Genomic DNA, 12,107 nt, shown 5'->3' on the forward strand with positions numbered 1-12,107 from the left:
AAACCATACCTGCAATGATCGGGGATTTCATTCAGCGAAAGCGTTAAAACGAGGGTTGATCATGGATACCAGCAAGCACAATCTGAGCACTTTGTTCGAACAACTGGGCCTGCCTTCAGACAAAGCCAGTATCGAAGATTTCGTGGCACGGCATTCACCCCTGCCCGGCGAGGTGGCCATTCAGGATGCGCCTTTCTGGTCCGAGGGCCAGTCCCACTTTCTGGAGGAGGGTCTGGAGGAGGACAGCGACTGGGCCGAATTCATTGACGAACTCGACGCCCTGCTGCGGCACTGACCCCATCAGTCCATGGCCGTGCAGTTACGGCCCGCGTCCTTGGCCTGATACAGGGCGCGGTCCGCACGGTCGAACACCGAATCTTCAGTGTCGCCCTCCCGAAAGGCCGTCAATCCTGCCGAGAACGTAATATTCACCGGCTGCCCGCCGAAATGGAATGGCAGTGTGGCCACATGCTCCCGTAACTGTTCAATCACCTCGTGCGCGGACTCCAGGGTGGTTTCGGGCAACAGCAGCACAAACTCCTCCCCCCCGTACCGGGCGACGAAATCCGTCGTGCGCAACCGGCTGCGTAATTCCCTCGCCACCAGTTGCAACACCCGGTCACCGGCTTTGTGTCCATAGGAATCGTTGACCACTTTGAACAGGTCGATATCAATCACCCCTACCGTCAGTGGCTGTTGATATCGCTGCCAGCGCTCGTATTCAAACAGCAGGCGTTCCTGCCAGGCTTCACGGTTGGGCAGATGGGTGAGCAGGTCCGTCATGGCCCGTTCCCGCTCCTGGCGAATCTGGGCCTTCATGCTTTCGGAGTGTGCCTCCATAGCAGCCAGCTTTTCGTGCATTGCATCCACCTGCTTCGAGATGAACTGCTCGCGGCCTTCCTCACGGATACGGAAACGCTCCATCGCATTATCAATGAACTCCAGGCGCCGGCTGACCGAAGCCTTCAGCCCCTGCAGATCCTGACTATCGGCGATTTCCTGACTGACCTGCTGCAATTCCTGCCGGATCTCCCGATCCAGGATTGCCGTGTCGTCATGATGAGAGGCGACCGTATCGCACTGCTCGGAAAAATGCTTGCGCAGGACCTCCAGGCGATCGTCCAGGCGCTTCAGAAAAGACTCAAACTCACGCTGATTGCGGATCACCGTCTCAATCACCAGATCCGCCACCTGATCCAGCCCCTCACGCAGGACCGGCCAGTCATTGCTGGACATCAGCGTTTTCTGAAGCCCCCGGGCCCGGGATTCGGCCTCCGTTTCCAGTGACACCTGTCGCAGCAACTGCCCGAGTAACTGGCCGACCCGTCGGGCAATCCGAAGGCGCTGGCCGTCGGCATCAGCCAATTCCATATCATCAGGCGCTTCATGTTGCTTTCCCCGATGATCCTTGCTGGATTTTTCGTCCAAGAGGGTAATCTGGAGGTCAATCTCCTCCTGCAGCTTACGCCAGGCTTCCACATCCACATTGCGCTTCCTGAGGTCCTCACGCAGTTGTGCAAGCAACGCATCCAACTGCTCTGACTGCCCCTCCGACGCCAGACTGGTGCGCACCAACAGACGTTCAAGGGTATTACGCTCTGCCTGCCACTGTTTTTCCTGCCGCTCTGACTGCTCAATCTCCCGAAGGTATTTATCCTTCCAGGACTCTTCCGATGCCATGGAATGCTCCGTTATAAATCGTCCATGTTATTGTCGTCATCCACGTTCATATTGCCAGTTCGCCGCCTGGCCCTCGGGTGACTCCGGTCATAAACCCGGGCAAGATGCTGGAAGTCAAGGTGAGTATAGACTTGAGTGGTGGCTATGTCCGAATGGCCCAGCAACTCCTGGACAGCCCGAAGGTCACCGCTGGATTCCAGCATATGGCTGGCAAAGGAGTGGCGGAACAGATGTGGGTGCAAAGGCTGGTCAGCACCTGCCCGCAGCCCCCACCGAGCCAGTCGGGTCTGGATGCCGCGATGGCCCAGGCGCCTGCCACGCTGGCCCACGAACGCTGCAGGTTCCTGCTCCGGGGCCAATTGCCGGCGCACTTCAAGCCACCGTTCAATGGCCTCGCGCGCTTTTCGGCCGACCGGCAACAACCGTTCCTTGTTGCCCTTGCCCAGTACCCGGACTTCTCCGGCTCGCAGGTCCAGATCCTCCAGATCCAACCCCGCCAGTTCGGCCAGCCGCAGCCCGGAGGAGTACATCAACTCCAGCATGGCCAGGTCACGAACTTCAAGCGGATCCTCCGGCGGGGTATCCAGTAACTGCTGAACCTGATCCACATCCGCCACCTTGGGCAGGGGCCGGCCGGTTTTGGGCGCCCGAACATCCAGGGCCGGGTTGTCACGAGCCAGGCCCTCACGTAACAGAAACTGATAGAACCGGCGGATGCTGGACAGATGACGGGCAATGCTCCGGGAACCCATACCGGAACGGGCCAGGTTGGCCACATGGCCACGGATGTGGTGAATCCCCGGTTCCGACCAGGCATGGATGTCCTGGCTAGCCAGCCAGGCAGCCAGCCGCTCGAGATCACGCCGGTAGTTGTCACTGGTATGAACCGAGTGGCGCTTCTCCGAGGCAAGGTAACGGAGAAAATCCGCCAGTGGGCCGGTCAGGGACTCCGGTAATTCCGGGCCGGACATGGTCACCCCTGGCTGGTCTCCACAGCAATGCTGGAAGTCGGGCCGGTACGGGCATGCTGACGGAGCATGGGCGGCAACAGACGGCTCAGGGTATCGCTGATATACCCCAGGAAGAGAGAGCCTGTGCTGTGGTCAAAGTAACCGGGCTGGCAACTGCCCACGGCGAACACACCCACCAGGCCCTGATGCCGCAGCGGCATCAGGGCAACCGAGGCAATCGGCTCGTCCCGGTCCGGGAACAGGAACTGGCGCTCGCTCTCGCGGAACTGGCCACAGACGGCCCGTTCACCTTCCAGCAGGCCGCCAAGGCGTCCCCTCGCTTCGTCGGCGTTGACGATGTGCAGGGCACCCTGGGCGTGGTCCGGGTTCTCGGTGTCGCTGAACAGCAGGATGGAGGCAGCATCCAGACCGAAGTCGCCCCGGATGCTGTCGTCGACAGCAGCCGCCATCTCATTGAGAGTCCTGGTCTCGATGACCTGCAACAGCAGACGTTTGCTCTTCTCGAACAGACGGTCGTTGTGGCGGGCAATGGAAACCAGCTCCACCAGTTCCCGGCGCAGGGTATCCCGCTGCTCGCGATACAGGTGCACCTGACGCTCCACCAGCGAAATGGCCTGGCCGCTGTCATGGGGAAGGGTCAGGCTGCGCAAGAGCTCATCCTGCCCCAGAAAGAAGTCGGGGTTGTCCCGAAGATAGTCCGCGACCTGCTCGCGGGTGAGTCCGTCGGCCTTCTGCCGGGCCGTTTGTTCTGTCATCGTGCTCTCCTGGAGTGTCAGGACTTTCCGTGGCCTTTACGACGGCGTGAACGGGGCTCGGCCGGCAGCCTGAGCTGGCCCTCAAATACCGTGGTTGCAGGTCCTTCCATCATAACAGGGGTACCATCACCCTGCCATTCAATCACCAGCCGGCCGCCTCGCAGTTCCACCTCAACACGATTGTCGAGAAGGCCCCGCAGGCAACCCGCCACCACCGCGGCACAGGCACCACTGCCACAGGCGAGGGTTTCACCGGAACCGCGTTCAAAGACTCTGAGGCGGACATGTCCCCGGTCCTGAATCTGCAGGAACCCGATGTTGGCCCGGGCCGGGAACCTGGGGTGCTTTTCAAGCATTGGGCCGAGACTGGCCACCGGCGCCGAATCAACGTCGTCCACCAGCAGCACGCCGTGTGGGTTGCCCATGGAAATCGCGGAAAGCTCGACCACCTGGTCGCCCACATCGACGGTATAGACTTCCTTGCGGCAATCTGCAGCGAATGGGATGGCCGGCGGATTGAACTCTGGAACACCCATGTTGACGGACACCAGGTTGTTCCGGCCCACCTTCAGCTCAATAACACCTTTGGCCGTCTGCACCCGGATCACCCGCTTGTTGGTCAGGCGCTGGTCTCGGACAAAGCGGGCGAAGCAGCGGGCACCGTTGCCGCACTGTTCCACCTCGGAGCCGTCCGCATTGAAGATGCGATACCGGAAATCCACATCCGGCAGCCCCGGCGGCTCCACCACCAGCAACTGGTCAAAGCCGACACCGAAATTCCGGTCTGCCAGGTCCCGGATCATGTCCGGCCGCAGACGGAAGGGCTGGCTGATCGCATCGACCACCATGAAATCATTTCCCAGCCCCTGCATCTTGGTGAATCGAAGCAGCGGGCCCTGGTTGCGTCTTGGCTGACTCACGTTCGCCTCCCCCGTCATTCCGGCAGGCAGCTTTCTGGTGCCAGTTGATCGTCCAGGGTTTCCCGGCGGCGGACCACATGCACCTGGTCGCCGTCCACCATCAGCTCTGGCGGACGGTTACGGGAGTTGTAGTTGGACGCCATCACAAAGCCATAGGCACCGGCGGAACGCACGGCTAGAAGATCACCGGCCTTGAGGCGCAGACGACGGTCCTTGCCGAGAAAATCCCCGGTCTCGCAGATCGGGCCGACTAGGTCCCAGTTCTTCTCGTCGCCATCCTGGTGAGGGTGCACGGGAATGATGGACTGCCAGGCGCCGTACAGCGCCGGTCGGATCAGGTCATTCATCGCGGCGTCGATGATGGCAAAGTTACGGTGCTCCGTGCATTTGAGCAGTTCCACCCGGGTCAGCAGGATACCGGCATTGGCGGCGATCGAACGGCCCGGTTCCATCACCAGTTCCAGCTGGCGGTCGCCCAGACGTTCGGCCAGCGCCGTCACGTAGTCGGATGGCTGCGGCGGCTGCTCATCCTCGTAAGTGACACCCAGGCCACCGCCGATGTCCAGGTGGTGTATTTCAACGCCCTGCCCGGCGAGGGTATCAATCAGGGCCAGCACCCGGTCCAGGGCATCCAGAAAGGGAGCCACGGAGGTCAGTTGGGAGCCGATATGGCAATCCACGCCCCGGATGTCGAGATTCGGAAGGCTGGCAGCACGGGCATAGACCTGCGGTGCTTCGGCAATGTCGATGCCGAATTTGTTTTCCTTCAGTCCGGTGGAAATATACGGGTGGGTTCCCGCATCCACATCCGGATTAACCCGAAGGGAGATCGGCGCCTTCACGCCCAGCTCACCGGCCACCTGGTTCAGGCGATCCAGTTCGGTATCGGATTCCACATTGAAACAGCGGACACCGGCCTCCAGCGCCCTTTTCATTTCCCAGGCCTGTTTGCCGACCCCGGAAAACACCACCTTGCCGGCATCGCCGCCGGCTTTCAGCACCCGCTCCAGCTCACCGGCAGAGACGATATCGAAGCCCGCGCCCAGGCGGGCCAGAACGTTCAGCACTGCCAGGTTGCTGTTCGCCTTGACGGCATAGCACACCAGGTGCGGCCGGCCGGCAAGCGCGTTGTCATAGGCCCGGTAGTGGCGCTCCAGGGTGGCGCGGGAATAGACATAGGCGGGCGTTCCGAAACGCTCGGCAATCCGCGCCACTGGAACGTCCTCGGCAAAGAGTTCGCCATTGCGGTAATTGAAGTGATCCATGCTGTTCCTGAAAGATTCGGGGGCGTCGGTCAGTCAGCGCGCTGCTCGGCGGCCGTCGTGTTTCCGGTCTGGGTATCTGCAGCCGGGTTGCCACCGTCACGGTATAGCGGCCCCTTCTGGCCGCAGCCCGCCACGAGCATCAACGTCATGATCAGTGCCAACCATCCTGGCCGGCGCTTGTGTCCAACCTGCATACCCATACCCCTGAGTGACTGTTGGCCGAAGTATACCCGACACCCGGCCTCCATCGCTAACGCAGGTGGCGGTTCAGGGCATCCTCCAGACGGCTGCGGTGGTACAGGTACTGGCAGGTGCGGACCTCCTGCCAGAGTGGCTGGGACTCTTGCTCCTGGGGCAGGTGCAGGTCGCTGAGGTAGATGGGATAGGGCTCGTTGGTGCGGCGCAGGGAGCGGATGTAATGGGCCACAGCCGGTATCAGCTGATCCCCGTATTCATCCACGGTGAATTCCCGGTCGTGACAGTAGATGTCAAAGGCCAGGGCCTCATCCCGGTAGAAGCCCACAGCCTGCAACTCCAGCCCGGGCAGGGGGAAGCCCCGCTCCTGTTCGGGCCTTGGCTGGGCCCGCCATTGACCATCCTGGCGCACCAGCTCATAACAGCGGATGTCGGTTGCCGGCCCTGCGGTGTCCAGATGGCGCAACAGGCGGCGCTCCACCAGATTATCGAGAAACCGCAGCAGGGGGCTGAGCAGGTGGCGCCGGCGTCCGACCTGCTGGGTCCGGGTCCAGACACTGCCGCACTCATCCACCACCCAGAGCGTGCCGGTGTCACCGGCGAGACGCCAGAACAGCTGGATATTGCCGGGTTCCGAGGCTTCGCACACAGCCCGCAGGGTGGGATCGTCCCGCAGGGCATAACGGTCCGCCACCACCGGCAGGTAATAAGCTTTTGGCTGATTCAGGGCCTCAAACAGGGCCTCCCGGTCCTCAAGCGCGACAAAACCCGGCTCGCGGCCATTGAACTGCATCAGGAAGTAGCGGCGATCCATCTCGAGGATATAACGCAACGCATGAGGTCCCTGGCCTCCGGCGAAGAACTGGCGGAGCACGTCGCCAAACAGTTCCTGCACCCGCCGGGCGATGGCATTGCCATGCCCCCTGCCCGAAGCGAAGACCCGAATATCCGGGAGCGCTCCCGGATTCAGGGCAATCTGGGCGAGTATGTTTTTCAGACACTGGACCAGGGTATCGCCGGCGGCGTAATGCTGCAGGCTGACTTCGTGCCAGCTATTGAGCGTCACCTGATCAACACTGGCTACCAGGTTGTCCCTGCCACCGCTGAACCCGAGGGAGTCATTGCGGGAACTGAGTTTGTGCAGCCCCCGCTCCGAGAGGTGTGGCAGCGGATCGACGGCGATATTGACCAGCAGCAGGTTTTGTAGAGGTCGCACCGCCTTTGACAGCGCCTGGCGGGAAGCGGGCTTGATCGGCATGGGGAGAAAGGTGGACAAGGTCTCCAGGACCTCCCGGACTTCGGTGACCGTGGCGACACTGGTCCCGGCCCGCACATTGAGCCGGGTGGTCCGGTCCAGCAGTCCGTTGCAGTAACACCAGACCAACAGCTCGGCGAGATTGCCGGAACGACGGATGACCGGTTTCCAGAAGGCGTCGGACGGGTCCTCCAGATCCCGGTACAAAAGCCAGCCTTCACCACCCCGTCCCTGTTCCGACTGGTGGTGGAACGACAGGTTTTCCTCCGTCAGGGACGCCACCAGGTCGGGATTGATCAGCTCCACCTTGCCTGCCTTGCGCTGGAAGGCGGCGTACAGCTTGCGGCCCAGCAGATGGATGTCGTTGTCACTGATGGCGGCCTGGGTGCCCTGCTCCCGGGCCATACGTGACAGCAGCCGATAACTGTGAGTCAGTTCGGTCACGACGCTGCGACGCAGGCCGATGACTTCCTCCGCCTGCCAGCGCTGGCGGTCATCCAGCCTCTGTAACTGCTCAGGGCTCCAGTGCCAGTCTGCAACCAGATGTCGCAGGAGGTCGGTACGCCATTGATCCCCCACCAGGCCGGCACGGCTCAAAGGCAGCCCGGATTTGAGATAGAGGCTGCGCCGCACCAGATCCAGCCGGTCAGAGGCATCCTGAGCCAGCAGCCAGCGCTCCAGACGGCGGTAAAGCATGACATAAGGATCCAAACGGTCGGCATCCAGCCGCCCTTCGTACACCGCCTGTTTGAAATCCGCCGACAGCAGACGGCCATCGGCGTCGGTGGCGTAGCATTCAATCAGTAGCAGCTTGAGAATCGCTTTCCATGGCGCATCAATACCCTTGTAGAGCTGCCAGATACCGGCCCCGGGGAATTCCTCGGGCGGGATAGCAGGCACCGGCCCGAAGTCGATGTACTCCCGGGGCTTGATGAAGCGGCACTCGACCAGGCGGCGCCGACAGTCCTCATAGGCCCGGTCCTGGTCGACCGGGATCAGCCACCAGAGCGGATACTGCCCCGCCAGGTGGATACCGGTACGGTAGAACTCATCCAGCAGCAGGTAGTGCTGGGCGCTGCCGCAGTTTTCTCCCGTCACCTCCGCTTTCTGCCGGCCCGCGCGCCAGTCGGCCGCAGAGAATACAAAGACATGCAGTTCCACGCCCAAAGTCGCTGCCCACCCGGCCAAACGGCCAGCCTTGCGTTCAAGACTGAGCACGCCCTGTTCGGGCAGGTCCGCCCGATGGCAAAGCCAGACATCCAGATCGCTGGCCACGGAATGGCCCAGAGTGCCGGGACTGCCCATAAGAAACAGGGCGTCCAGGTCCGGGTTGCGAACACCTTTGTCCCGGTAGTTGAAGGAGCGCGCCAGACGCCGGGCGGCATTGAGTGTGGAAGCTGAGGGCGTATAGCCACTTACCCCGACGGGGCAATTACCATCCACGTAGCCTGGCAGGGACGGATGGTTAAGGTGAAACACCAGAGGCAGAACTTCCAGGACAACCTGCTGACGCCAGGTCAGCGCCGAAGCGGCCCGCTCCCATCGTTGCTGGTTGACCAGCAGGAAGCGATCCCGCAATCGGCGCAGGGTCTTGCGATCAATGCCGTCCTCAAAGTCGAGGACGATCGGCGCAGCCTGGACGCTCAAACGGCCTCCGTCCGCCGGTTATTTCCGGCCGGCCCGGGCACGCTGCACCGCGGCCCGCACCTGATCGGGCGCCGTTCCGCCCAGATGGTCCCGGGCCTGAACCGAGCCTTCCAGGGTCAGCACATCAAAGACATCGTCAGTGATGTAATCGGAAAACTGCTGCAGCTCTTCAAGGGTCATGTCTGAGAGGTCACGCCCCTCAGCCACACCAAAGGCCACGGATTTGCCCACGATTTCATGGGCATCGCGGAAAGCCACGCCCTTCTTGACCAGATAATCGGCCAGATCGGTCGCCGTGGAGAACCCGTTCTTGGCCGCCACCCGCATATTGGCGGACTTAGAGCGGATGGCCGGGATCATATCCGCGTAGGCTTTCAGGCTGCCCTTGACGGTATCGACGGTGTCGAACAGCGGCTCTTTGTCCTCCTGGTTATCCTTGTTATAGGCCAGTGGCTGGCTTTTCATCAGGGTCAGCAGGCTGATCAGGTGACCGTTCACCCGGCCGGTCTTACCACGCACCAGTTCCGGCACGTCCGGGTTTTTCTTCTGCGGCATGATCGAGGAGCCGGTGCAGAAACGATCCGGCAGGTCAATGAAGTCAAACTGGGCCGAAGTCCACAGCACCAGCTCTTCACTGAAGCGGGACAGGTGGGTCATCAAAAGGGCGGCGGAACTGCAGAACTCGATGGCGAAATCCCGGTCACTGACCGAATCCAGGGAATTCTCGGTGGGCCGGTCAAAGCCCAGCAGATCCGCGGTCAGATTGCGGTCGATGGGATAAGTGGTCCCGGCCAGAGCGGCGGCGCCCAGGGGCATGACGTTCACCCGTTTGCGGCAGTCCTGCAGGCGCTCGCCGTCGCGCACCAGCATCTCGTACCAGGCCAGCAGATGGTGGCCGAAGGTGACCGGCTGGGCGGTCTGCAGGTGGGTAAAGCCCGGCATGATGGTGTCGGCTTCGCGCTCCGCCAGGTCCAGCAGACCGTTCTGCAGACGGTTGAGCTCCTCGGCGATCACGTCAATTTCATCGCGCAGGTACAGGCGGATATCCGTGGCCACCTGATCGTTGCGGCTGCGGCCGGTGTGCAGCTTTTTGCCGGTAATGCCAATGCGGTCGGTTAACGCCGCCTCAATGTTCATGTGCACGTCTTCCAGGCTGACGGACCACTCAAAACGACCGGCCTCGATATCAGCTTTGACGCCCTTGAGCCCCTCGATAATCTGGTCACGCTCATCGTCGGTGAGCACGCCGACTTTTGCCAGCATGGTGGCATGGGCAATGGAACCGGTAATATCGTGGTGGTAAAGGCGCTGGTCAAAATCCACCGAGGCGGTAAAACGCTCGACAAAGGCATCGGTGGGTTCACTGAAACGTCCACCCCAGGGTTTTTCCGAGGATGTGGTCTGGTCAGACTTTTTCTGATCCGTCATGGTCTATCTTTCCTGCTGACAGCCCGGCATGATCAACATGCCGGTGTGGGATAAATGGAATCGGTCATCCGACAGATAAAAAGTGGCCTGAGTATAGCATTCCGCCCCCGCTAAGGAGACACCCCCTGAACGCCGAGCAAAGCAACCACAGCCCCGAGTTCTATGTACCGGACCTGTGTCGTGTCCGCCCCCTGTTCCTGTTGATCCTCACCAGTGAACTGCTGGCGATGGTGCTGGCGGTGGTACAGGCGGAGGATACATGGATTGACTGGAGCTACTTCGGGCTTCTGTCACTTTTCGTGCAGTGGACCACTCTCACCAGCGTCGCCCTGATCTGTCCGCTTCGGCCCCGCCTGGCACGGATGACGACCACCCGGGCAACACTGATCATTGTTGTCATTGTGCTACTGGATGTCCTCGCGTTCAGCCTGTTTGCAGACCGGGTGCTTCACCCCGGCCCGGATGGCATTGGCTGGCAGGGCATTGCCCGCAAGCTGCTGGTGGCACTACTGATCCTGCTCATGCTGCTGCGCTATTTCTACCTCCAGCATTCCTGGCAACAGCAGCGGGAATCCCGCATGCAGGCACAACTGATCGCCCTGCAGTCGCGGATTCATCCTCACTTCCTGTTCAACAGCATGAACTCCATTGCCAGCCTGATCGCCAGCAACCCGGACCGGGCCGAAGAGGCCGTACTGGACTTGTCCGAACTGTTCCGGGCCAGTCTGGGCAGCGGCGAAACGCTGGTCCCGCTTGAGCGGGAGCTGGATCTCTGCCAGCGGTACCTCGCGATGGAGAAGCTGCGACTGGGGCATCGGCTGGAGATGGACTGGCAGATCCAGCCCGACACAAGGCACCAGGCCATTCCACCCCTGACCCTGCAGCCGCTGGTGGAAAATGCCATTCATCATGGAATACAGTCGCGGCCGGAAGGTGGCAGGATTGGCATAGAAGTCAGCAGCCACGGTCATTTTGTATACTTGATGGTGCATAACCCGGAACATGAACCTGCCGGGCACCCGCACCAGGGCAACCGCATGGCTCTGGACAACACCCGCGCCCGACTGCAGGCGCTGTTCGGCGATCAGGCCGTGCTAAAACACAGCCGGCACGACGGAACCTATACGGTGACCCTGCGTTTGCCCCGAAAATCAGTTGACGGTGGAGCACAGGCTCATGGATAGCGCACTCAAACAGGTACTGATCGCGGATGACGAGCCCCTCGCCAGGGAACGCCTGCGCCGGTTGGTGGAAGCATTGCCGGGCTATGGCGTATGCGCTGAAGCCGGCTGTGGTGACGACACCCTCGCCCTGGCCGCCCGGCTGGAGCCGGATATCCTCCTGCTGGACATCCAGATGCCCGGAATGGATGGTATGACCGCCGCCAACCGGCTGACCACCCTGACCAACCCGCCAGCCGTGATCTTTTGCACCGCATACGATCAGTATGCCCTGCAGGCATTCGAGGTTAACGCCATTGCCTACCTGCTCAAACCCGTTCGGCGGGAAGCACTGGCAGAAGCTCTGGTCCGTGCAGAAAAGCTCAATCGTCTGCAGATCCAGCAGCTCGCCGGAGCGCCGGTGGCGGAAAGCGGGCAACTGGCGGTCACCAGCCATCGCGGCACCGAACTCATCGACGTGGCCGAGCTGCGCTACTGCCAGGCCGACCAGAAATACGTCACCCTGCATCATGGCCATGGCGAGACCCTGTGCGGCTACACCCTCAAGGAACTGGAGCAGAGCTACCCGGAGCACCTGCTGCGAATTCACCGCAATACCCTGGTCGGTCGCCGGTTCATTCAGGGTCTGCACCGACAGAGCAATGGCCAGGCCGTCCTGACACTGAAGGACAGCGACACCACCCTGGCGGTCAGCCGACGTCACGCTGCCGACGTACGGCACTGGCTGCAGGCGCACCAGCGCTCCCACTGAAGAGGTACAACGACTGTCGCGACGGGACATTTTTGCCACTACAAGGTAACCTTGGGGCA

The 12,107-nt window shown here is 61.5% G+C and carries 11 protein-coding genes; 3 read left to right on the top strand and 8 right to left on the bottom strand.

The annotated features are described in order from the left end of the window. Nucleotides 1–61: 61 nt before the first annotated feature. Nucleotides 62–295 carry a DUF2789 domain-containing protein gene (locus tag HNR38_RS06725; protein ID WP_183701094.1) on the top strand — a complete coding sequence of 78 codons (234 nt, stop codon included), beginning with the start codon at nucleotides 62–64 and terminating at the stop codon, nucleotides 293–295. Nucleotides 296–300: 5 nt separating this feature from the next. On the opposite strand, the gene HNR38_RS06730 is transcribed toward HNR38_RS06725, so the two are convergent. From HNR38_RS06730 to argH, 8 genes are read right to left on the bottom strand one after another with little or no spacing between them, the layout of a single operon-like run. Then, complete coding sequence (locus HNR38_RS06730; protein ID WP_183701095.1) at nucleotides 301–1,680, bottom strand: GGDEF domain-containing protein; 1,380 nt, start codon at nucleotides 1,678–1,680, stop codon at nucleotides 301–303. An 11-nt stretch (nucleotides 1,681–1,691) separates the two neighbouring features. Then, nucleotides 1,692–2,651: a tyrosine recombinase XerC gene (xerC, locus tag HNR38_RS06735; RefSeq protein WP_183702009.1), complete on the bottom strand. Its 960-nt coding sequence runs from the start codon at nucleotides 2,649–2,651 to the stop codon at nucleotides 1,692–1,694. Between the two features lie 2 nt (nucleotides 2,652–2,653). Further along, nucleotides 2,654–3,406, bottom strand: a complete 753-nt coding sequence (locus HNR38_RS06740) for a DUF484 family protein (protein ID WP_183701096.1) — start codon at nucleotides 3,404–3,406, stop codon at nucleotides 2,654–2,656. A gap of 17 nt (nucleotides 3,407–3,423) precedes the next feature. Then, nucleotides 3,424–4,344: a diaminopimelate epimerase gene (gene dapF / locus HNR38_RS06745; protein WP_183701097.1), complete on the bottom strand. Its 921-nt coding sequence runs from the start codon at nucleotides 4,342–4,344 to the stop codon at nucleotides 3,424–3,426. Beyond that, nucleotides 4,341–5,591: a diaminopimelate decarboxylase gene (gene lysA, locus HNR38_RS06750; protein WP_183701099.1), complete on the bottom strand. Its 1,251-nt coding sequence runs from the start codon at nucleotides 5,589–5,591 to the stop codon at nucleotides 4,341–4,343. The genes dapF and lysA overlap by 4 nt, the downstream gene beginning before the upstream one ends. A gap of 29 nt (nucleotides 5,592–5,620) precedes the next feature. After that, a complete protein-coding gene (lptM, locus tag HNR38_RS06755; protein ID WP_246362516.1) occupies nucleotides 5,621–5,785 on the bottom strand; it encodes an LPS translocon maturation chaperone LptM in 165 nt (54 codons plus the stop codon). 56 nt (nucleotides 5,786–5,841) lie between these two features. Next, nucleotides 5,842–8,688, bottom strand: coding sequence for a class I adenylate cyclase (locus HNR38_RS06760; RefSeq protein ID WP_183701101.1), 2,847 nt, complete (start codon nucleotides 8,686–8,688; stop codon nucleotides 5,842–5,844). Nucleotides 8,689–8,706: 18 nt separating this feature from the next. Further along, entirely contained in the window at nucleotides 8,707–10,116 is a 1,410-nt protein-coding gene (gene argH / locus HNR38_RS06765; protein ID WP_183701103.1) for an argininosuccinate lyase, read from the bottom strand. 200 nt (nucleotides 10,117–10,316) lie between these two features. Between argH and HNR38_RS06770 the strand changes: the two genes are divergently transcribed. Beyond that, complete coding sequence (locus HNR38_RS06770) at nucleotides 10,317–11,300, top strand: sensor histidine kinase (protein WP_246362518.1); 984 nt, start codon at nucleotides 10,317–10,319, stop codon at nucleotides 11,298–11,300. Then, complete coding sequence (locus tag HNR38_RS06775) at nucleotides 11,293–12,048, top strand: LytR/AlgR family response regulator transcription factor (protein ID WP_183701105.1); 756 nt, start codon at nucleotides 11,293–11,295, stop codon at nucleotides 12,046–12,048. Before HNR38_RS06770 ends, HNR38_RS06775 begins: the two co-directional genes overlap by 8 nt. Nucleotides 12,049–12,107 lie beyond the last annotated feature (59 nt).

Source organism: Marinobacter oulmenensis (genome assembly GCF_014201735.1).
In the GTDB taxonomy this organism is placed as follows: Bacteria; Pseudomonadota; Gammaproteobacteria; order Pseudomonadales; family Oleiphilaceae; genus Marinobacter; species Marinobacter oulmenensis.

Coding starts and splice junctions, on each gene's coding strand:
- HNR38_RS06725 (WP_183701094.1), top strand. CDS start 62: ATGGATACCAGCAAGCACAATCTGAGCACTTTGTTCGAACAACTGGGC.
- HNR38_RS06730 (WP_183701095.1), bottom strand. CDS start 1,680: ATGGCATCGGAAGAGTCCTGGAAGGATAAATACCTTCGGGAGATTGAG.
- xerC (WP_183702009.1), bottom strand. CDS start 2,651: ATGTCCGGCCCGGAATTACCGGAGTCCCTGACCGGCCCACTGGCGGAT.
- HNR38_RS06740 (WP_183701096.1), bottom strand. CDS start 3,406: ATGACAGAACAAACGGCCCGGCAGAAGGCCGACGGACTCACCCGCGAG.
- dapF (WP_183701097.1), bottom strand. CDS start 4,344: ATGACGGGGGAGGCGAACGTGAGTCAGCCAAGACGCAACCAGGGCCCG.
- lysA (WP_183701099.1), bottom strand. CDS start 5,591: ATGGATCACTTCAATTACCGCAATGGCGAACTCTTTGCCGAGGACGTT.
- lptM (WP_246362516.1), bottom strand. CDS start 5,785: ATGCAGGTTGGACACAAGCGCCGGCCAGGATGGTTGGCACTGATCATG.
- argH (WP_183701103.1), bottom strand. CDS start 10,116: ATGACGGATCAGAAAAAGTCTGACCAGACCACATCCTCGGAAAAACCC.
- HNR38_RS06775 (WP_183701105.1), top strand. CDS start 11,293: ATGGATAGCGCACTCAAACAGGTACTGATCGCGGATGACGAGCCCCTC.